Consider the following 20,247-nt stretch of genomic DNA (forward strand, 5'->3'; position numbering starts at 1 on the left):
GCCGCGGATGAGGGCCGACGAGCCGGTGGCGTTGGGCCGCACGGACCTGCGGGTCACCCGGCTCGGGCTCGGGCTCGCGTCGCTCGGCGGGCTGTTCGCGCCCGTGTCCGACGACGACGCGGCGCGCACCATCGACCGCGCGTGGCATCTCGGGGTCCGGCTCTTCGACACGGCGCCCGTCTACGGCTACGGCCGGTCGGAGCGCCGTGCCGGGGCCGCTCTCGGCCGCCGGCCGCGCGCGGAGTACGCGCTGTGCACCAAGGTCGGTCGGCTGATCGTGCCCGGAGGCGGCGACACGCAGCCCATCTGGGCCGACCCGCCGCCCGGGGTCGGGCCGCGGCGGGACTACTCGTACGCCGGGGTGATGCGTTCGGTGGAGGACAGCCTGGAGCGGCTCGGCCTGGACCGGATCGACGTTCTGCATGTCCACGACCCCGACGAGGACTTCCCGGTGGCCGTGTCGGACGCCTACCGCGCGCTCGCCGAGCTGCGGGCCCGGGGCGCCGTCGGCGCGGTGTCGATCGGCGTCAACCACGCGCCGGTGGCGGCTCGTTATCTCCGGGAGGCGGAGGCGCCGGGACCCGACTGCGTGATGCTCGCGGGGCGGTACAACCTGCTCGACCAGTCCGGGCTCGACGAGTTGCTCCCGCTGTGCGCGGCACGCGGCGTCGCCGTGATGGCCGCGGGGGTCTACCAGTCGGGCCTGCTCGCCGACCCCCGTCCCGGCGCGCCGCACGGCTACGCCACGGTGCCGGCGGAACTGGCCCGGCGGGTCGCCGGGTGGCACGACGTCTGCCGGCGGTGGGACGTGCCTCCGACGGCGGCCGCCGTCCGGTTTCCGTTCGGCCATCCCGCGGTGGCGAGCGTCGTGGTCGGCGCCCGGACGCCGGACGAGGTGGACGGCACCGCCCGGATGCTCGCGCATCCGGTCCCGGCGGGGTTCTGGGCCGCCGCGCGGGCAGCAGGGCTGCTGCCCGCGCGGGTGCCGACCCCCGACGGGGCGTGAGCGGACGTGGGCGTCAGCGGCCCATGAGAGCGAAGACGCCCCAGCCGAGATACTCGCGCTCGTACCTGGCGTAGTTGACCGGGCCGCTCGCGAGCTCGGCCCGCAACTCGGGGGCCAGTTCGTCGGTGGGATTCCGGTCCAGCCAGCGCCGGACGTTGAGCCACTGCGCGGCCCGGTACCGATCCCAGCTGTCCTGGTCGGCGAGCACCATCTCGACGACGTCGTAACCCAGTTCCCCGAACTGTTCGAGCAGCTCGGGCAGCGGTCGGAAGTCGTCCCTGCTGGTCGCATGGCAGGCTTCGACGGCGTCCTGGTCCGGAGGATCCTGACGCCAGAACGGCTCGCCGATCAGCAGCATGCCGCCGGAGCGGAGGCTGCGGCGCAGCAGCTCGATCGTGCCGACCACTCCGTCGCCGATCCAGGTGGCGCCGATGCACGCGGCGAGGTCGACGGGTTCGTCCGCGACATGGCCGGACGCGTCGGCGTGGATGAAGTCGACCCGGTCGGCGACGTCGAGCTCGACCGCCCGGGCTCGGGCCCGGGCCGTGAACTGGGTGCTGATGTCGACTCCGGTCCCGACGATGCGGTGGGCGTGCGCCCAGGTGCACAGCATCTCGCCGGAGCCGCTGGCGAGGTCGAGCACGCGCGTTCCGGGGGCCAGTTGCAGGGCCTTCCCCAGGGTCGCCAGCTTCTCGCCGGTGAGCGGGTTGTGGATGCGGTGGCTGCTCTCGCGGATGGTGAAGCTACGTGGAAGATCCACTGTTGGGGTTCCTTGTGTCCGATGGGCTGATGACGTGCGCGGAGGACGGCCTGTTGGCGCGGGCCGCCGTTGCCAGAACCGTCATCAAAAGCACCTCGTTCGGACGTGGATCTTCGGAACCTCCACGAGGCTAGGACCCGGCCGTGGCCGTGTCCATCGGTTTTCGCCCCCGACCGGGCCGGGGCCGTCAGACCAGTTCGGGGTAGCCGAAGAGCTCGGCGTAGCCCGACGGGAGCTGGCTGAGCAGCTTGTTCAACTCGCCGCCGGTGACCTGGTCGCCGAGGGCCGAGAAGACCACCCGGGCATCGGCCTCGGCGGTGTCCTCGTCCTCGCCGGTGCGTTCCGCGACATGGGTGACGAACTCCGTCACCCCCCAACTGCGTCCGGGGCCGTCCGCCGCGTCCTCCAGGATGTCGTCCAGCGGGGTGGGCAGCTGGTCGGCCAGGTGCTGGGCGGGCTGTTCGGGCAGGCGCTCGCCGAGGGTGGCCAGCACCGCCTCGACGATCCGTTCGGCCTCGTCGGCGGCGTACTCACCGCGCTCACGCACGCTGGACAGGAACTCTCCGTAGGACACTTCTCGCCTCCGGCGGTCTCGTCGCTCGTTTCGCTCGTTCGTGGGTCGGCGCGTGGCTGGCGGCTACTCGTTCGACTCGGCCGCGGAGATGTCGGCCAGGCCGGACTCCGGGTCGCGCTCGATCGCCAGGTCGCCCAGGCTGATCATGCCGAGCAGCCGGCCGTCCTCGACCACGGGCAGCCGTCGTACGGCCTTGTCCCGCATCACCGACGCGGCCTGGGTCAGCGTCGCGCGCGGGCTGATGGTCGCCACCTCGCCCTTGCTGGCCACGTCGGCGACCGTCGTCGAGGTGGGGCGGTCCGTGGCCACCACGCGGACGGTGATGTCGCGGTCGGTGATGATGCCGACGACGTGGCCGTCCTCGACCACCGCGACGTCGCCCGTGTCGTTGTCCTTCATGAGCCGCGCCGCCTGCGCGACGCTGTCCCGCTGGCCGACCGTGGCCGGCTGCCGCGTCATGATCTCCTCAACCGTGCGTGCCATGGCAGGTGCCTCCTGCTGGGTCGTGGGAACGGACGATTGTTCGGTCCCGACCCGGGTAACCGGTGGTGCCACGGCAAAACGCCCCGAGAGGTGCGAAGCAGGCCTCGGCGATCCCGTTCAGGGCAGGGGCGAGCCGCCGGTGGCGTTGAGGATCTCGGCGGTGACGTAGCTCGCCTCCTGGGAGGCGAGGAAGACGTACGCCGGGGCCATCTCGGCGGGCTGCGCGGGCCGGCCGAGCGGGCTCTTGCCGCCGAACCCGGTGGTGTCCGGCATCGTCGCCGGGATCAGCGGCGTCCACACCGGGCCGGGGGCCACCGCGTTCACCCGGACGCCGCGCGGTGCCAGATGGGCCGCCAGGCCCTGCGTGAAGGTGATGATGGCGCCCTTGGTCATGGCGTAGTCCAGCAGGTGCGGGCTCGGGTTGTAGCCCTGCACGGAGGTGGTGTTGATGATGCTGCCGCCCGACGGGATGTGGGGGAGCAGCATCTTCGTCAGCCAGAACATGCCGTAGAGGTTGGTGCGCATCACCCGGTCGAACTGCTCGGTGCTGATGCCCTCGATGCTCTCCGGCTGGGACATCTGGTACGCCGCGTTGTTGACCAGCACGTCCACGCCGCCGAGTTCGGCCACCGTGGAGTTGGCCAGCCGGCGGCACGCCTCCTCCTCGCGGATGTCGCAGCGCACCGCGACCGCCCGGCGGCCGGCCTCGGTCACCAGCCGGATCGTCTCGTCGGCCTCGTGCTCCTCCGCACCGAGGTGCGTGAACGCCACGTCCGCGCCCTCCCGGGCGAAGGCCAGGGCCACGGCGCGGCCGATGCCGGAGTCGCCGCCGGTGATCAGCGCCCTCCGTTCGCCCAGCCGGCCGCTGCCCCGGTACGAGTCCTCGCCGTGGTCGGGGCGCGGCGCCATCTCCTCGGTGTCGCCGGGCGGGCGCTGCGACTGGTCGGGGAACGCCGGGCTCGGGTGGCGTTCGGTCGGGTTCTCCTGCTCGCTCATCGTTCGCTCCAGGTCCTGCGGGCGGTCAACGGGGCGGTCAGCGGGCGGTCAACGGGGGGGTCAACGGGGCAACTGGGGCAGCACCTTGGTGCGGTAGAAGTCGAAGAAGCCGGTCATGTCGTCGCCGATCTGGCTGAGATAGACGTGGTCGAAGCCGGCCTCGGCGCAAGCGGCGAGCGACCTCACGTGCGCCTCGGGGTCGTCGCCCAGCGGCATCGGGCCGTTCCTGACGTGCTCCTCGGTCACCAGCTCGGTGGCCTGCTCGAAGTGGCTCGGCTCGGGCAGCACGGCGGCCAGTTCGCCGGGCAGGAACATGTTCGGCCAGCGGCGCAGCACCGTGCGGGCGGCCCGGTCCTGGTCCGTGTCGTAGCACGCCTTGATACCGCACGAGGAGGGACCCGACCCGCCGCCCTCGCGGTACCGCTTCAGCAGGTCGGCCTGCGGGCCCATGGTCGCGAAGCCGTCGCCGATCCGCGCGGCCAGGTCGGTGGCGGCGGGCGCGTACCCCGAGACGTCGATGGGCACCGGTTCGTCGGGCAGCGTGTAGATCCGGGCGTTCTCGACCGTGTAGTGGGTGCCGCGGTGGCTGACCCGGTCGCCGGTCAGCAGCCGCCTGATCACGTCCACGGCCTCCTCCAACATCTCCAGGCGCACCGCCGCGCGCGGCCAGTGGCCGCCCAGGATGTGCTCGTTGAGCGCCTCACCGCTGCCCACACCGAGCCGGAAACGGCCCTGGAGCAGCACCGCGCTGGTGGCGGCGGCCTGGGCGATCACGGCCGGGTGGACGCGCACGGTGGGGCAGGTCACCGCGGTCTCGACGGGCAGGCTGGTGGCCTGGGCGAGCGCGCCGATGGTGGACCAGACGAACGGGCTGTGGCCCTGCGCGTCGAGCCAGGGGTGGTAGTGGTCGGAGATCCACAGGCTGTCGAAGCCCGCCTGTTCCGCCAGCCGGGCCTGTTCCACCAGCTCCCTGGGTCCGTGATCCTCGCTGGCCAGGAAGTATCCGTACGTCGTCATCGCGCTGACACGCTCCTTCTCCCGATCGTCTCGTCGCTTCGTCTCGCCGGCCCGGCGGTCTCACGGGCGGCGGCCGACGCCGGTGGTGAGTTCGTCGCGCCGGCCGTGCGGGAGCCGGGCCGCCAGGGGTGGGGTGTTCATGCCGATGCCATGCCGCAGGCCGTAGACCAGGTCGAGCAGCGCCTCCTCGGCGGTGTGCCGCGGCTGCCAGCCGAGGTCGGACGCGGCGCGCGAGCAGTCCATCACCGGCAGCCGCACCAGCGCGTCGAAGAGCTGCGGCGGCGCCGCGGTGAGCCGCGCCCGCCAGGCGCCGGCCATGGCGCCGCGCAGCAGCCGGCGTGGCAGCCGCCGCACCCGGGCGCGGAACAGGCCGGCCAGCAGGGCGGCGTCCACCACGGGCTCGGCGGCCAGGTTGAACGCGCCGCGCACGTCGCGGAAGAGCGCCAGCCGGTACGCCTCGGCCGCGTCGGCGGCGTGCACCACCTGGAAGCGCAGGCCGCGCACGTCGGGCACCACCGGGCTGAGCTCGGGCCGCACCATCGGGCCGGACACCAACGGGCCCAGGAACAGGCGGCGTTGGTGGGCGGCGGCCTCCCTGGCGAAGATGAACCCCGGGCGCATCCGCACCACCCGGACGTCGGGGTGCCGGGGCTCGAAGGCGTCGAGCATCCGCTCGACGTAGGACTTCTCGCGGGTGTACGGGGCCTCGGGCCAGCCGTGGGTGGGCCAGTCCTCCGCCACCGCGCGGTCCTTGGGGCCCGGCGTGTAGGCGCCGACGGACGAGGCGTAGACCAGGGTGCCGACGCCGGCGGCGGTCACCGCGCGCAGCACCCGTTCGGTGCCCAGCACGTTGGTGGCCCAGGTCGTCACCGGGTCGCGCGCCGGCTGGATCATCCAGGCCAGGTGCACCACGGCGTCGGCGCCGGCGAAGTGCTCGGTCAGCCGCTCCTCGGCCTCCTCGTCCCGCAGGTCGACGGCGGCCCAGGACGTCCTCTCCACCTCCCAGTCCGGCGTTCGTCGGGCCAGGCCGAGCACCGAGGCGACGTCGGGGTCCTCGGACAGCGCCCGGACCAGGGCGCTTCCGACGTTGCCCGTCGCCCCCACGACCACCACACGCATGAGCGTCACCTCCCGGATCGCGGCAGGGCGCCCGGGTACCCCGGCCCGCCGCTGGTCAACCGGCTGGCGGGGCCGGGGAGGCCGGCGGCCGAGCAGCGCTACGTGCCGTAATTGAGTGGTTTGCGGTGATATGCCCCGGGTACTCGCGCCGCGGTCAGCACATCACGCCGACGTCCGACGCCTCCGCCGAGGAAAGGAGCGAAGATGCGTTTCCGACACGCGGTCGTGACCGGGGGCGCCGGGTTCCTCGGCTCCCACGTGTGCACGGCGCTGCTGGACCAGGGCGCGGCGGTCACCGCCGTGGACGACCTGTCCACCGCGCAGCGGGACAACGTCGCCCACCTGACCGACCGGCCCGGGTTCACGCTGCTGCACGCCAACGTCTGCGAGCCGTTCGAGGCCGGGGAGCCGGCGGACCTGCTGCTGCACCTCGCGTCCCCCGCCTCGCCCGCCGACTACCTGCGGATGCCGCTGCACACCCTGGACACCGGCAGCCTCGGCACCCGCAACGCGCTGGCCCTGGCCCGCCGCGACGGCGCCCGTTTCGTGCTGGCCTCCACCTCCGAGGTGTACGGCGACCCGCGGCAGCACCCGCAGCCGGAGTCGTACTGGGGCAACGTCAACCCGGTCGGGCCGCGCAGCGTGTACGACGAGGCCAAGCGGTTCTCCGAGGCGCTGACCGTGGCCGAGGCGGCGGTGCACGGCACCGACACCGCGATCGTCCGGCTGTTCAACACCTACGGGCCGCGGATGCGCGGCTACGACGGCCGCGCGGTGCCCACCTTCATCCGGCAGGCGCTGGCCGGCGAGCCGCTGACGGTCACCGGCGACGGGCGGCAGACCCGTTCCCTCACCTACGTCGACGACACGGTGCGCGGGATCCTCGCGATGGCCGGCTCCGAACTGCGCGGCCCGGTCAACCTGGGCAACCCCGTGGAGATCACCATGCTGGAGCTGGCCCGCACGGTGCTGCGGCTGACCGGCTCCGACTCCACCGTCCGGCTCGTCGAGCGGCCCACCGACGATCCCGGGGTGCGCTGCCCCGACATCACGCTGGCCCGCGGCAAGCTCCTGTGGGAGCCCGAGGTGCCGGCCGAGGAGGGCCTCGCCCGCACCATCGCCTGGTACCGGCAGGCGGTCCCGGCCTAGGGCCTGCCCCCTCCTCCCTCTTCCCCCTCCTCCCCTGCCTTCCCCGGTTCCCGCCATCCCGTCCCGTCCCCCCGGAGGCCCCCGCATGCGCGTCCTCGGTATCAACGCCCTGTTCCACGACCCCGCGGCGGCCCTGGTGATCGACGGCCGGCCGGTCGCCGCCGCCGAGGAGGAGCGGTTCTCGCGCCGCAAGCACGGCAAGCGGCCCGTGCCGTTCGCCGCCTGGGAGCTCCCGGAGCAGGCCGCCGCCTGGTGTCTGGAACAGGCCGGGCTGCGTCCCGAGGACCTGGACGCGGTCACCTACTCGTTCGATCCGGACCGCGCCAGGACCGCCGACGCCCTGGGCCTGTCCGACCCGTGGGACCACCTGCGGCTGTCCTACGCCCGCGAGGCGCCGGCGTTCCTGACCACCGCGCTGCCCGGGCTCGACCCCGAGCGCGTCCGGTTCGTGCCGCACCACATGGCGCACGCGGCCTCCTCCGCGTTCGCCGCGCCCGGCGCCGAGACGTCGTCGGTGCTGGTGCTCGACGGCCGCGGCGAGGCCACCTCCCATCTCGCGGCCCGCCGGGTGGGCGACCATCTGGTGCCGCTGCGCGGCCAGGAACTGCCGCACTCGCTCGGCCTGGTCTACGAGGAGCTGACCGAACACCTCGGCTTCCTGCGCTCCAGCGACGAGTACAAGGTGATGGCGCTGGCCTCGTACGGCACCCCGCGGCTGCTGCCCGAACTGCGCCGGCACGTGTACGCGACCGGGGACGGCGGCTTCCACGCCGCGGACGTGCCGTGGGCGGAGCTGTGTCCGGCGCTGGGCGCGGGGCAGGCGTGGAGCCAGCAGCACGCGGACCTGGCGGCCAGCGCCCAGGCGTGCCTGGAGGAGGTGCTGCTCGACCTGGTCGGCTGGCTGCACGGGCAGACCGGCGACCGGGTGCTGACCATGGCCGGCGGGGTGGCGCTCAACTGCGTCGCCAACTCCCGCATCGCCCGCGAGGGCCCGTTCGGCCGGGTGTGGGTGCAGCCGGCGGCCGGCGACGCGGGCACCGCGCTGGGCGGCGCGCTGCTGCACGCCGCCGAGTTCGACCCGGAGCCCACCACCCCGCCGTCCGGCGCCGACCTCGGGCGCGGCTGGTCGGAGGCGGAGCTGGAGGCGTGGCTGAAGACGGCGGCGGTGCCGTTCGAACGGCCGCCGGACGTGGCCGCCACGGTCGCCGAGGCGCTGGCCGGCAACGCCGTCGTGGCCTGGTTCCAGGGACGCGCCGAGTACGGCCCGCGGGCGCTGGGGCACCGCTCGCTGCTCGCCCACCCGGGGCGCTCGGGCAACCTGGAGCGGCTCAACGACATCAAGGGCCGCGAGCAGTTCCGGCCGGTGGCGCCCATGGTGCTGGCCGACCGGGCCGCCGAGCTCTTCGAGGGACCGCTGCCCAGCCCGTACATGCTCTTCGTGCACGACGTGCGCCCGGAATGGCGGGACCGGATCCCGGCCGTGGTGCACGTGGACGGCACCGCGCGGATCCAGACCGTGGACGACGAGCGCGAGCCGCTGACCGCGCGGATGCTGGCCGCGTTCGAGCGGCTGACCGGGCTGCCGGTGGTGGTGAACACCAGCCTGAACACCGCGGGCCGGCCGATGGTCGACGATCCCAGGGACGCGCTGGAGTGCTTCGGCTCGGCGCCCGTGGACCTGCTGGCGATCGGCCCCTTCGTGGTCCGACGCGGCGCGCTGTTCGCGCGGAACTGGGCCGCGACCGCCGCTGCCGCGGCCGACACGTCGGACACGGCTGGCACATCCCGCACGGCCGACGCGGCCGACGCGGCCGGTGTGGCTGGCGCGTCCCGCAGGTCGGGCGCGTCCGGTGTGGCCGGCATGTCGGGCGCCTCGGGCGTGTCGGGCTCGGCTGGCATGTCCCGCGCGGCCGGCACGGCGGGCGCGGCCGGCAAGGCCGACGCGGACCGGTTCGGGGAGCCGACGTGAGCGCGCGTTCGGGCGCCCGGGCCGGCGCCGGTGCCAGCCCGGGCGGGAGCACCGACGTGGCCGTGGTGGTGCCCACGCTCGGCCGGCCCAGCCTCGGCCGGCTGCTGGCCGCGCTGGCCGAGTCCACCGGACCCCGGCCGGCCCGCATCGTGCTGGTGGACGACCGCCCGCCGCACGACCCCACCCCGCTGCCCGTCGCCGTCCCCGCGCCGCTCCGCGATCTGGTGACCGTGGTTCCCGGGCGCGGTGCCGGACCCGCCGCCGCGCGGAACGCCGGCTGGCGCGCCGCGCCGGAGCCCTGGATCGCCTTCCTGGACGACGACGTGGTGCCCGGACCCGCCTGGTGCGCCGCGCTGCTCGCCGATCTGGCGCTGGCCGGCGACCGCACCGCGGGCGTGCAGGCCCGGATCACCGTCCCGCTGCCCGACGGCCGTCGCCCCACCGACTGGGAGCGCACCACCGCGGGCCTGGCCACGGCCCGGTGGATCACCGCCGACCTGGTCTACCGCCGGGCCGCCCTGGAGTCGGTCGGCGGCTTCGACGAACGCTTCCCCCGTGCCTTCCGGGAGGACGCCGACCTGGCGCTCCGGATGCTCGACCGCGGCTGGCGGCTGACCATGGGCCAACGCCGCACCACGCATCCGGTCAGGCCCGCGGGCCCCTGGGTCTCCGTCCGCGTCCAGGCCGGCAACGCCGACGACGTGCTGATGAACCGGCTGCACGGCGGGGACTGGTGGACCCGGGCCGGCGCGCCGCGCGGGCGGTTGCCCCGGCACCTGGCCGTCACCGCCGCCGGCGCCGCCGCGCTGCTGGCCGCCGCCGCGCGCCGCCCGCGGACGGCCGCCGGCTGCGCCGCGCTCTGGCTGGCCGGCACGGCCGAGTTCGCGCTGACCCGGATCCTGCCGGGGCCCCGGACCGCGGACGAGATCGGCCGGATGGTCGTGACGAGCGTGGCGATCCCGCCGGCGGCCGTGCGGCACTGGTTCGCCGGGCTGGTCGCGCACCGGCGCGCGGCGCCCTGGACCGGGGGACCGGCGGGCGACGCGACGGAAGGGGAGGGGGGTGAGCAGGTTGCCGGCCGTGCGCCGTTTGATTCGGTCATTTCGGGCAACTAGGGAGCGTATGAGTGATAGCAGAAAGTCGTCACCCTGGATCCTTCCAGCCTCCCGAGCCCGTCGGACCACTCCCGTCCCGGCCGAACGGGGCGTGGACCTCGGCGTGGACGCGGTGCTCTTCGACCGCGACGGCACCCTCATCGAGGACGTGCCCTACAACGGCGACCCCAGCCTGGTCCACCCGCTCCCGACCGCCCGCGCCGCGCTGGGCCTGCTACGGGTCCGTGGCATCCGCACCGGTGTGGTGAGCAACCAGTCGGGCGTCGCCCGCGGCCTGCTCACCCGTTCCGACGTGGCCGCCGTCCGGCTCTGCGTGGAGTCGCTGCTCGGCGCCTTCGACGTCTGGGCGATCTGCCCGCACGCGCCCGAGGACGGCTGCGGATGCCGCAAGCCGGCGCCGGGTCTGGTGCACGCCGCCTGCGACCGGCTCGGCGTGGCGCCGCACCGCGTCGCCGTCGTCGGCGACATCGCCGCCGACCTGGACGCGGCCCACGCCGCCGGCGCCCGCGGCGTTCTGGTGCCCACCCCGGCCACCCGCCGCGCCGAGATCGACGCCGCCGAACGCACCGCCCCCGACCTGCTCACCGCCGTGCAGACGCTGCTCATCAGCCAGCCGGTCGGCGCGGGCAACGGCGGCGAGAGGAGTGGGGGCCCATGACCCGCCGCCCCGACACCCCGCGCACGCTCGCCGTCCGGCTCGACAGCGCCGGCGACGTGCTGCTCGCCGGACCCGCCATCCGGGCCCTCGCGGCCGGCTCGGCCAGCACCACCCTGCTCTGCGGCCCGCGCGGCGAGGCCGCCGGACGGCTGCTGCCCGGCGTCGACCGGATCATGGTCTACGACGCGCCCTGGGTCAGCCTGAGCCCGCCCGCCGTCCTGCCCGACGACCTCACGGACCTGGTCGCCAGGATCGCCGCCGAACGCTTCGACCGCGCCCTGATCTTCGCCTCGCACCACCAGAGCCCGCTGCCCGCCGCCCTGCTCCTGAAGATGGCCGGCGTGCCCTGGGTCGCCGCCGACAGCGAGCACTACCCGGGCTCGCTGCTGCAGCTGCGCCACCGCCGCGAGCCCTACCGGCACGAGGCCGCCGCCGCCCTGGAACTGGCGGACGCCGCCGGCTTCCCGCTGCCGCCCGGCGACGCCGGCTCGTTGCGGATCGCCGAGCACCCCGACACCACCGCGCTCACCGGCGACGGGCCCTACCTCGTGCTGCACCCGGGCGCCGCCGTCCCCGCCCGGATGTGGACCGCCGCCCGGGCCGCCGGGGCGGTCGCCGCGCTCGCCGCGGCCGGCCACCGGGTCGTGGTCACCGGCGGACCCGGCGAACGGTCGCTGACCGCCGCCGTCGCCGGCCGCCACGGCCTCGACCTCGGCGGCCGGACCGGACTGCCGGAACTCGCCGGCGTGCTGGCCAGGGCCCGGGTCGTCATCGTCGGCAACACCGGCCCCGCCCATCTGGCCGCCGCCGTCCGCACCCCGATCATCAGCCTGTTCTCGCCCGTGGTCAGCGCCGACCGCTGGCTGCCGTACCAGGTGCCGCACGTGCGACTCGGCCGCCAGGACGCGGCCTGCGCCGGCACCCGCGCCCGGCTCTGCCCGGTCGCCGGCCACCCCTGCCTGGACTCCATCACGGACGACGAGGTCCTCCACGCCGTCGCCGCCCTCACCGTCGGCGCCGGACGCACCGAACCCGCCGCCCGGAAGGCACCCGCATGAACATCCTGCTCTGGCACGTCCACGGCTCCTGGACCACCTCGTTCGTCCAGGGCGCCCACCGCTACCTGGTGCCCGTGCTGCCCGGCCGGGGCCCCGACGGGCTCGGCCTGGCCCGCACCTTCGACTGGCCCGACACCGTCGTGGAACTGCCGCCCGAGCGGCTGCGGGAGGAACCCGTCGACCTCCTCGTGCTGCAACGCCCGCACGAGGCCGCGCTGGCCGAACGCTGGCTCGGCCGCCGCCCGGGCCGCGACGTGCCCGCCGTCTACCTGGAACACAACGCCCCGCACGGCCGACCGCCCGACGACGGCACCCCCGCCGACCTCCGGCACCCCTGCGCCGACCGCGACGACCTGCTGCTGGTGCACGTCACCCACTTCAACCGGCTGCTGTGGGACAGCGGCGGCACCCCGACCCGGGTCATCGAGCACGGCGTCGTCGACCCCGGCCACCGCTACACGGGCGAACTCGGCCGCGCCGCCGTGGTCGTCAACGAGCCGCTGCGCCGCGGCCGGACCACCGGCACCGACCTGCTGCCCGAACTGGCCCGGGCCGCGCCGCTCGACGTCTTCGGCATGCGCACCGCCGGCCTGGCCCGCCGGCTCGGCCTGCCGCGCGACCGCTGCCGCGCCCACGAGCTGCCGCAGCAGGAACTGCACGAGGCCATGGCCCGCCGCCGCCTCTACCTGCACCCGGTCCGCTGGACCTCGCTCGGCCTGTCGCTGATCGAGGCGATGCACCTGGGCATGCCCGTCGTCGGGCTCGCCACCACCGAGGCCGTCGAGGCCGTCCCCCCCGAGGCCGGCGTGCTGTCCACCCGGCCCGAGGCGCTCGCCACCGCCGCCGCCGGCTTCCTGCGCGACCCCGACGCGGCCGCCGCCGCCGGGCGCGTCGCCCGCCAGGCGGCGCTGGAACGGTACGGGCTGAAGCGCTTCCTCTCCGACTGGGACGCGCTGCTGGAGGAGGCGATCCGCCGATGACCCGCACCGGATCCCGCGCCCAGGGACTGGCCGTCGCGCTGGTCTCCGAACACGCCAGCCCGCTCGCCACGCTGGGCGGCGAGGACGCCGGCGGCCAGAACGTGCACGTCGCGCAGCTCGCCGGCGGGCTGGCCGACCGCGGCCACACCGTCACCGTCTACACCCGGCGCGACTCGGCCGCCCTGCCGCCCGCCGTCTCGCCGCGCCCCGGCGTCACCGTGCGGCACGTGCCGGCCGGACCGCCCGAACCGATCCCCAAGGACCGACTCCAGCCGTACATGGCCGCGTTCGGGGACTTCCTCGCCGGCGAATGGGCCGCGGACCCGCCGGACGTGGCGCACGCCCACTTCTGGATGTCCGGCATCGCCACGCTGCGCGCCGCCCGCCCGCTCGGCATCCCGTTCGCCCAGACCTTCCACGCCCTCGGCACGGTCAAGCGCCGCCACCAGGGCCCCGCCGACACCAGCCCGCCGGGCCGCGTCGCCTGGGAGCGCCACCTCGGCCTCTCCTGCGACCGGATGGTGGCCACCTGCCGCGAGGAGGTCAACGAGCTGCTGGCCATGGGCCTGGCGGCGGAGCGGATCAGCGTCGTGCCCTGCGGCGTGGACCCCGAGCTCTTCACCCCGGAGGGACCGGCGGCCCCGCGCGGCCCGCGCCGGCACCGGCTGCTGCAACTGGGCCGCCTGGTGCCCCGCAAGGGCGCCGGCGTGTCGCTGGCCGCGCTGACCCGACTGCCCGACGCCGAACTGGTGCTGGCCGGCGGGCCCCGGTCGGGACCGCTCGAGGCCGATCCCGACATCCGCCGGCTGCGCTCCACCGCCCGCGCGCTGGGCGTCGCCGACCGCGTCCACTTCACCGGCGGCGTCGGCCGGACGGACGTGCCGCCGCTGCTGCGCTCCGCCGATCTGGTGCTATGCCCGGCGGACTACGAGCCGTTCGGCATCGTGCCGCTGGAGGCCATGGCGTGCGGCGTGCCCGTGGTGGCCAGTGCCGTCGGCGGCCAGCGGGACACGGTCGCCGATCCGGGCACCGGCCGGCTGGTGCCGCCCGGCGACCCGGCCGCGCTGGCCGAGGCCGCGGCCGCGCTGCTGGCCGATCCGGAGGACCGCGCCGCGCGCGGCGCCGCCGGCCGGCGCCGGGTGCTGACCCGCTACCGCTGGGCGGCCGTCGCCGCCGCCACCGAGGACGCCTACCACGCCATCCGCGACCGCCACCCGGTGCTGGTCGGGGCGCCACCCAGGCCCCCGCGGGACGGCGGCACCTCGGGGCCGGCGGCGAGCGCCGCCTGAGCCGCCCGGCGGACCCGACCCGGCACCGTCCGCGGACCAACCCGCGGACCGACCGGCGGACCGACCCGCAGGCCAACCGGCAGTCCAGAGCCGGCAGTCCATCGGGGGAGACGGAAGGAGACGATCGTGCACCCCTCACCCTCATCCCCCGAGGCGCCGGCCGCCGCCCGGGAACACTGCCGGTCGCTCCGGGAGGCGCTGCGCCGGTTCGGCGACCACGGCCTCGCCGAGGCCGCGGCCTGGGGCCGGCGGCTCGCCGGGGTGCTGCCGTCCGGCGGCCGGCTGCTCGCCGCGGGCAACGGCGGCAGCGCCGCGCAGGCCCAGCATCTGACCGCGGAACTCGTCGGCCGCTACGCCACCGACCGGCCGCCGTACTCCGCGATCGCGCTGCACGCGGAGACGTCGAGCGTCACCGCCATCGGCAACGACTACGGCTTCGACGAGGTCTTCGCCCGCCAGGTGGCCGCGCACGGCCGGCCCGGCGACGTGCTGGTGCTGCTGTCCACCTCCGGCCGCAGCGACAACCTGCTCGGCGCCGCCACCGCGGCCCGGGCCGCCGGCATGCGCGTCTGGGCGATGACCGGGCCCGCGCCCAACCCGCTCGCCGGCGAGGCCGACGAGGCGGTCAGCATCGACGCGCCGAACACCGCCACCGTCCAGGAGGCCCATCTGGTCGCCCTGCACGTGGTGTGCGAGTCCTTCGACGAGGCCCTGACCGACGTCGCGTCCGCCGCGTCCGCCGCCGTCCCCGCCGGCGCCCCGAACGACCCGCCCTCCGTCTCCCACCTGTCCCGCCGGGGGTCCCGATGAGTGCCCGGCAGCCGATCGTCGTGGTGGGGGACGTGCTCCTCGACCAGGACGTGGAGGGCGACGCCACCCGGCTGGCGCCCGACGCGCCCGTCCCCGTCGTCGACGTGAACGCCGAGCGCTGCCGCCCCGGCGGGGCCGGACTGGCCGCCGCGCTCGCCGCCCGCGACGGCCGCGAGGTGGTGCTGGTCACCGCGCTGGGCACCGACCGGGCCAGCGAGTCCGTCCGCGCCCTGCTGCCGCCGGGCGTGCGGCTGGCCGAACTGCCGCTGGACGGCTCGCTGCCCGTGAAGTCCCGGGTGCTGGCCGACGGCCGCCCGGTGGTCCGACTGGACCGGGGCGGCGGCGCGCCCGGCCCGCCCGGCGCCGTCGTGCACCGGGCGCTCGCCGAGGCGCTCGCCGTGCTCGTGGCCGACTACGGGCAGGGCACCGTCGCGGCGCTGCGCTCCTCGCTCGCCGCCGCGGCCCGCCGGGTGCCGCTGATCTGGGACCCGCACCCGCGCGGCCCGCGACCCGTGGCCGCCGCCCGGCTGGTCACGCCCAACGAGCGCGAGGCCCGCTACTTCCTGCGGGAGACCACCGGCGTCCTCGGCACCGCCGCCCGGACCGTGCGCGACGACGACGAGACGCTGCGCGCGCACAGCCTGCGCGGCTCGCTACTCGCGGAGCGCTGGCGGGCCGGTGCGGTCGCCGTCACGCTCGGCGGGCGCGGCGCGGTGCTGGCCCGGGCGAACTGCGACGACCCGCTCTACGTGCCGGTGGCCGAGACCGGCGACGGCGACCCCTGCGGCGCCGGCGACTGCTTCGCCAGCACCGCCGCCGTCGTGCTCGCCGACGGCGGGCTGCCGCCCGAGGCGGTGGGCCGGGCCACCGAGGCGGCCTCCTCGTTCGTCGTCGGCGGGGGCATGGCGGACGGCTCCTGGTGGAGCCGCGACCTCGAACCCCTCCCCGGCCCCGAGGGCGCCGGCCGCGCCGCCAGCTCCCGGCCCGCGGCGCCCGCACCGTCCGGGAGCCCGGGCCGTTCCTCCGGCGGGACGGCGGGCGACGTCCGCGCCCTGGTGGACGCGGTCCGGGCGCGCGGCGGCACCGTCGTCGCCGCCGGCGGCTGCTTCGACCTGCTGCACGCCGGGCACGTGCAGTTCCTGGAGAACGCCAGGCGCACCGGCGACTGCCTCATCGTCTGCGTCAACTCCGACGCCTCGGTGCGCCGCCTGAAGGGCCGCGACCGGCCGCTGAACCCGGCCCCCGACCGGATCAGGGTGCTGCGCGGCCTCGGCTGCGTCGACGCGGTCGCCGAGTTCGACGAGGACACCCCCGAGGAACTGCTGCGCCGGCTGCGGCCCGACGTCTGGGTCAAGGGCGGCGACTACAGCGTCCGGGACCTGCCCGAGGCGGCGGCGCTCCGCGAATGGGGCGGCCAGACCCTCGTCCTCCCCTACCTCGACGGCCGCTCCACCACCGAACTGGCCCGCCGGGCCTCCTCCAGGCCCGACGGGCCCGGGAGGTACCCCCACACCACGGGCCCGTGACGGCCGTGTCGCGCCACCCGCGCCGCCCACCCGCGCCGGCCGGCGCGGCGACCACGTGCCCAGCGGGCGTCGGGCCGGTTCATGTCGCCGGAGGCGAGCCGTGACCGGCGTGCCCGACGAAGGGCGTGCGGCGGACGCTCCTCCTGGCCGTGGCGGCCTGGGAGGTGCCGCCGAGCGCGTGGTGGTGCTGCGGGCGCTGGGGCTCGGCGATCTGCTGGCCGCGGTGCCCGCGCTGCGCGGCCTGCGCCGCGGGCTCCCCGGGCACCGGCTGCTGCTCGCCGCGCCCGCCTGGCTGGCGCCGGTGGCCGCGCTGACCGGCGCCGTCGACGAACTGCTGCCCGCCGCCGCGCCGGGACGGGCCGTACCCGCGCGCATCCCGTGGACCGGACCGCCCCCCGAGCACGCCGTGGACCTGCACGGCAGCGGCCCCGCGAGCCTGGTCCCGCTGCGCGCCCTGCGCCCGCGCCGGCTCTACGGCTACGCGCACCCCGACGGACCCCGCTGGCGCCCCGAGGAGCACGAACGCGACTGCTGGTGCCGGCTGTTGGCCTGGTACGGGCTGCCGGCCGACCCGGCCGACGTGCGGATCGCGGCGCCGGCCGAACCGTCCCCGGCCCCGGACGCCACCGTGCTGCACCCGGGCGCGGACGCCGCCGCCCGGCGCTGGCCGGCCGAGCGGTTCGCCGCCGTGGCCCGGGAACTGCGGGCCGCCGGGCGGCCCATCGTGCTGACCGCGGGCCCTGGGGAGGAACCGCTGGCCCGCCGGGTCGCCGCGCTGGCCGGCCTGCCGCCGGGCTCCGTGGTGTCCGGCCTGTCGCTGCCGCGGCTGGCCGCGCTGGTCGCGGGCGCCGCCGCGGTGGTGGCGGGCGACACGGGCGTCGCCCACCTCGCCACCGCGTTCGGCACCCCGTCCGTGGTGCTCTTCGGCCCGGTCGCGCCGCACCGCTGGGGCCCGCCGCGCACCGCGCGGCACCGGGTGCTGTGGCATCCGGGCGCGCATCCGGGCGGCCGGCCCGGCGACCCGCACGGCCGGACGCCGGATCCGCGGCTGCTGCGGATCGCGCCCGCCGAGGTGCTGGCCGCGCTCGCGGCGCTGCCCGCGCCGTGGCAGGTCAGAGCCGGCCCGCCACCTTGACCGGCGTGATCCGGACGATGACCCGGTGCGCCATGTCGTCCTGGCCGTTCGGGTTGAACTCCCGGTAGCCCTTGCCCGTGTACTTCAGCGACAGCTCGTCGAGCAGCGAGCCCTCCGGGTCCGGGGTGAGCGTCGCGGTGCCGCGGATCTCCGCGTAGGTGTACGGGTTCTCGGCCGGGTTGATCATCACGGTGACCCGCGGGTCGCGCGCGATGTTCCGGCCCTGGAGCCGCTCGTCGGTCGTCGAGTACAGCAGGTCCTCGCCGTCCCGCTTGACCCAGACCACCGTCAGGTGCGGGCGCCCGTCCGCGGAGACGGTCGCGACGGTCGCGAAGGGCTTCGAGTCGTCGAGGTAGGACTTCAGCTCGTCGGAGAGGGTGGCTGCCACGGGGGGACTCCTTGGTCACGGTAGGGATCATCGACCTGTTCGCCGCAACGATCCGGCTCCGCCGGAGATTCCCGCGTCGCGCTCCCCGCGTTGCGCTTTCCGCGTCAACCGCCGGTGCGGGGGCGGCCCATGCGGCCGTCTGCCCGGGACGCGCGCTTCGCGCCGTCGGGGGGCGGTAGATGCCGGTGCCGCGGTCGGGTCCGGGGCGGGATGCGGCGTCGGCCCAGGTAGCGGCGGGCGTGGGAGGTGTGTTGCGCGTTGTCGAGCAGGCGCGCGTACCGGTGGTCCGGCCGGGTCGGGTTCCTCGCTGGCCGAGGTCTGCGTCAGCCCACGTAGCGGCGGGCGCGGGAGGTGCGTTGCGCGGCGTCGAGCAGGCGCAGGCGGCGCTCCACCTCGCGGGGCACGGCTCGCCGCTCGCGCAGCAGCCAGGGCAGTCCGGCCGTGGCCCGCAGTAGCGCGCCCGCCGTCGTGGAGTCGCGCGGCACTCGGCGCAGCAGTCCGGCCGTGCGGCGCGACGCGGCGACGGGGCGCCGGCGCAGCCAGGTGGTCCATAGAGTGTTGCGGATGCCGTCCGCGCGCCGGCGGCTCGCGTCGCGGAGCGCGGAGGGCGCGTGATGGATCGTCAGCCGCTCGTCGAAGACCAGCCACCAGCCGGCGGCCATCAGGTCCATGGCCAGCAACTCCTCCTCGCCGCCCAGCCACAGCCGCGGCGAGAAGCCGCCCGCCGCCCGGAACGCGTCGGTGCGCAGCACGGTGGCGCCGGCCAGGAACGAGCCGAGGGCGGGCCCCGGCAGGCCGTCGGGGCGGGGGAGGGGCGAGCCGCGCAGCTCCTCGACGATCGGGTCCTCGGCGCCGTCCGGTTCGACGACGATCCGGGCGGTGACCGCGGCCACCTCGGGGTGCTCGTCCAGCAGGTCGGCGGCGCCGGACAGCGACCCCGGCGACCACCAGGTGTCGTCGTCGCAGAAGGCGGTGTACGGCGTGCTGACGTGCCGGACCGCCAGGTTGCGGCCGACCGCGCCCAGGTTGGCGCCGGGCCGCAGCACCCGCACCCCCGGATGCCGCCGCGCCACCGCCGCCGCGGTTCCGTCCCCCGACCCGTTGTCGGTGACCACCACGGGCGGCCGCTCCGGCAGCCGCTCCAACCGGTCCAGCGTGTGCAGCAGTTCCTTCCGCCGGTCGTGGGTGATGACCACCACGGTCACCCGCCCGCCCTCCGCCGCGATGGGGATCAGGTCCGGTTCGTCGGCTCCGCCGTCGGCGCGGACGCGCGGCTCGTCGGACTCCAACAGGCGGATGTCGCGTTCGACCGCCGGAGGCAGCGCGCGGCGGGAGTGGAGGGCGGTGGGGAGGCGGCGGGTCACCTGGGTGAGGGCCTGGCGGGCGGTGGGGTCGCGGGGGGCGTGGCGGGCCAGCGTCCACGTGTCGTGGAGCGCGCGGCCCAGCGGGCGGCGCAGCCAGGTGGTGAGCAGCTCGTTGCGGCGGACCAGCGCGGCGCGTCCCGGCCGGTCGCCGGCGGCCGGCCGGTGCACGGCGGTGACGCGCGGCGCGTAGCAGGTGAGCCAGCCCGCCGCGGCCAGGTCGTAGGCCAGCAGCGTCTCCTCGGCGCCGAGGAACAGCAGCGGATGGTAGCCGCCGACCTGGAGGAACGCCGCGCGTCGGGCGACCGCCGCGCAGCCGAGGAAGCCCAGCACCGGCGGTCCCGGCAGACCGGACGGGCCGACGAGCGGCGAGCCGGCGAGGGCCTCGTTGATCGGGTCGGGGGAGCCCTCGGGCGCCACCAGCGTGTGGGCGGCGAGCAGCCCGAGGCGGGGCTCCGCGTCCAGCAGTCGGGCCGCGGCGGTCAGGGCGCCCGGCTCCCACCAGGAGTCGTCGTCGCTGAAGGCGACGTAGGGATGCGAGGCGACGCGCGCGCCCTCGTTGCGGGCCGGCGCACCGCGGTTGTCGGGCAGCGTCAGCAGCCGCACGGCCGGGAACCGTTCGGCGACCCGCGCGGACGTGCCGTCCGTGGAGGCGTTGTCCACGACGACCACCTCGGGCCGGTCGGGCAGCGCCGTCAGCCGGTCCAGCGTGTCGAGCAGGCCGGCGGCGCGGTTCCGGGTGGCGATGACCACCGAGACGGGGGGCACGAGCGGCCGGGTGCCCGGCGGCGGGCGCGCGAAACGCCCCGAAACCGGCGAAAGCCGTTTGTTCCCACCGGGCCAGGGGACCCGGC

Annotated in this window: 19 protein-coding genes and 1 pseudogene; 11 read left to right on the forward strand and 9 right to left on the reverse strand. The window is 76.3% G+C overall.

The genetic code is table 11. The features are described from left to right. Nucleotides 1–7 precede the first annotated feature (7 nt). Nucleotides 8–1,006 carry an aldo/keto reductase gene (locus ABGB06_RS01775; protein ID WP_347584798.1) on the forward strand — a complete coding sequence of 333 codons (999 nt, stop codon included), beginning with the start codon at nucleotides 8–10 and terminating at the stop codon, nucleotides 1,004–1,006. 13 nt (nucleotides 1,007–1,019) lie between these two features. Here the strand turns inward: ABGB06_RS01775 and ABGB06_RS01780 are convergent, their stop codons facing one another. The 6 genes from ABGB06_RS01780 to ABGB06_RS01805 all read right to left on the reverse strand — a co-directional run bounded on the left by ABGB06_RS01780 (nucleotide 1,020) and on the right by ABGB06_RS01805 (nucleotide 5,955). Further along, nucleotides 1,020–1,766 carry a methyltransferase domain-containing protein gene (locus ABGB06_RS01780; protein WP_347584799.1) on the reverse strand — a complete coding sequence of 249 codons (747 nt, stop codon included), beginning with the start codon at nucleotides 1,764–1,766 and terminating at the stop codon, nucleotides 1,020–1,022. A 187-nt stretch (nucleotides 1,767–1,953) separates the two neighbouring features. Continuing rightward, complete coding sequence (locus ABGB06_RS01785; protein ID WP_347584800.1) at nucleotides 1,954–2,340, reverse strand: DUF2267 domain-containing protein; 387 nt, start codon at nucleotides 2,338–2,340, stop codon at nucleotides 1,954–1,956. A gap of 63 nt (nucleotides 2,341–2,403) precedes the next feature. Next, nucleotides 2,404–2,823 carry a CBS domain-containing protein gene (locus ABGB06_RS01790; RefSeq protein ID WP_347584801.1) on the reverse strand — a complete coding sequence of 140 codons (420 nt, stop codon included), beginning with the start codon at nucleotides 2,821–2,823 and terminating at the stop codon, nucleotides 2,404–2,406. Between the two features lie 117 nt (nucleotides 2,824–2,940). After that, a complete protein-coding gene (locus ABGB06_RS01795; RefSeq protein ID WP_347584802.1) occupies nucleotides 2,941–3,819 on the reverse strand; it encodes an SDR family oxidoreductase in 879 nt (292 codons plus the stop codon). Nucleotides 3,820–3,879: 60 nt separating this feature from the next. Next, complete coding sequence (locus ABGB06_RS01800) at nucleotides 3,880–4,836, reverse strand: TIGR03557 family F420-dependent LLM class oxidoreductase (RefSeq protein ID WP_347584804.1); 957 nt, start codon at nucleotides 4,834–4,836, stop codon at nucleotides 3,880–3,882. Nucleotides 4,837–4,896: 60 nt separating this feature from the next. Beyond that, the gene (locus ABGB06_RS01805; protein WP_347584805.1) at nucleotides 4,897–5,955 is read right to left on the reverse strand and encodes an NAD-dependent epimerase/dehydratase family protein; all 1,059 of its coding nucleotides are present in this window, start codon (nucleotides 5,953–5,955) and stop codon (nucleotides 4,897–4,899) included. Between the two features lie 204 nt (nucleotides 5,956–6,159). On the opposite strand from ABGB06_RS01805, the gene ABGB06_RS01810 reads away from it, so the two are divergent. The 10 genes from ABGB06_RS01810 (at nucleotide 6,160) to ABGB06_RS01855 (ending at nucleotide 17,644) form a co-directional block, all read left to right on the forward strand. Further along, entirely contained in the window at nucleotides 6,160–7,104 is a 945-nt protein-coding gene (locus tag ABGB06_RS01810; RefSeq protein ID WP_347584806.1) for an NAD-dependent epimerase/dehydratase family protein, read from the forward strand. An 85-nt stretch (nucleotides 7,105–7,189) separates the two neighbouring features. Further along, nucleotides 7,190–9,073 carry a carbamoyltransferase C-terminal domain-containing protein gene (locus ABGB06_RS01815; protein ID WP_347584807.1) on the forward strand — a complete coding sequence of 628 codons (1,884 nt, stop codon included), beginning with the start codon at nucleotides 7,190–7,192 and terminating at the stop codon, nucleotides 9,071–9,073. Between the two features lie 56 nt (nucleotides 9,074–9,129). Continuing rightward, nucleotides 9,130–10,188 carry a glycosyltransferase gene (locus ABGB06_RS01820; protein ID WP_347585412.1) on the forward strand — a complete coding sequence of 353 codons (1,059 nt, stop codon included), beginning with the start codon at nucleotides 9,130–9,132 and terminating at the stop codon, nucleotides 10,186–10,188. Between the two features lie 7 nt (nucleotides 10,189–10,195). Next, the gene (locus ABGB06_RS01825; RefSeq protein WP_347584808.1) at nucleotides 10,196–10,846 is read left to right on the forward strand and encodes an HAD-IIIA family hydrolase; all 651 of its coding nucleotides are present in this window, start codon (nucleotides 10,196–10,198) and stop codon (nucleotides 10,844–10,846) included. After that, on the forward strand, nucleotides 10,843–11,904 hold the full coding sequence (locus ABGB06_RS01830; RefSeq protein WP_347584809.1) for a glycosyltransferase family 9 protein: 1,062 nt from the start codon (nucleotides 10,843–10,845) through the stop codon (nucleotides 11,902–11,904). Before ABGB06_RS01825 ends, ABGB06_RS01830 begins: the two co-directional genes overlap by 4 nt. After that, nucleotides 11,901–12,884: a glycosyltransferase gene (locus ABGB06_RS01835; protein WP_347584811.1), complete on the forward strand. Its 984-nt coding sequence runs from the start codon at nucleotides 11,901–11,903 to the stop codon at nucleotides 12,882–12,884. Before ABGB06_RS01830 ends, ABGB06_RS01835 begins: the two co-directional genes overlap by 4 nt. Then, nucleotides 12,881–14,173, forward strand: a complete 1,293-nt coding sequence (locus tag ABGB06_RS01840; protein WP_347584812.1) for a glycosyltransferase — start codon at nucleotides 12,881–12,883, stop codon at nucleotides 14,171–14,173. Before ABGB06_RS01835 ends, ABGB06_RS01840 begins: the two co-directional genes overlap by 4 nt. A gap of 126 nt (nucleotides 14,174–14,299) precedes the next feature. Beyond that, a complete protein-coding gene (locus tag ABGB06_RS01845; RefSeq protein ID WP_347584813.1) occupies nucleotides 14,300–14,983 on the forward strand; it encodes an SIS domain-containing protein in 684 nt (227 codons plus the stop codon). Beyond that, nucleotides 14,980–16,509 (forward strand): D-glycero-beta-D-manno-heptose 1-phosphate adenylyltransferase, encoded by a 1,530-nt coding sequence (gene rfaE2 / locus ABGB06_RS01850; protein WP_347584814.1) that lies wholly within the window; start codon nucleotides 14,980–14,982, stop codon nucleotides 16,507–16,509. The genes ABGB06_RS01845 and rfaE2 overlap by 4 nt, the downstream gene beginning before the upstream one ends. A gap of 157 nt (nucleotides 16,510–16,666) precedes the next feature. Continuing rightward, nucleotides 16,667–17,644, forward strand: coding sequence for a glycosyltransferase family 9 protein (locus ABGB06_RS01855; RefSeq protein ID WP_347585414.1), 978 nt, complete (start codon nucleotides 16,667–16,669; stop codon nucleotides 17,642–17,644). On the opposite strand, the gene ABGB06_RS01860 is transcribed toward ABGB06_RS01855, so the two are convergent. The 3 genes and pseudogenes from ABGB06_RS01860 to ABGB06_RS01870 all read right to left on the reverse strand — a co-directional run. Continuing rightward, complete coding sequence (locus ABGB06_RS01860; RefSeq protein WP_347584815.1) at nucleotides 17,622–18,032, reverse strand: PPOX class F420-dependent oxidoreductase; 411 nt, start codon at nucleotides 18,030–18,032, stop codon at nucleotides 17,622–17,624. The two genes, ABGB06_RS01855 and ABGB06_RS01860, sit on opposite strands and share 23 nt — an antisense overlap. A 323-nt stretch (nucleotides 18,033–18,355) precedes the next feature. After that, the gene (locus ABGB06_RS01865) at nucleotides 18,356–19,264 is read right to left on the reverse strand and encodes a glycosyltransferase (RefSeq protein ID WP_347585416.1); all 909 of its coding nucleotides are present in this window, start codon (nucleotides 19,262–19,264) and stop codon (nucleotides 18,356–18,358) included. Nucleotides 19,265–19,315: 51 nt separating this feature from the next. Further along, nucleotides 19,316–20,161: pseudogene (locus tag ABGB06_RS01870) on the reverse strand (glycosyltransferase); the annotation flags it as partial. Nucleotides 20,162–20,247: the final 86 nt, after the last annotated feature.

This window comes from Streptomyces sp. B6B3, assembly GCF_039871525.1.
Taxonomy (GTDB): domain Bacteria; phylum Actinomycetota; class Actinomycetes; order Streptomycetales; family Streptomycetaceae; genus Streptomyces.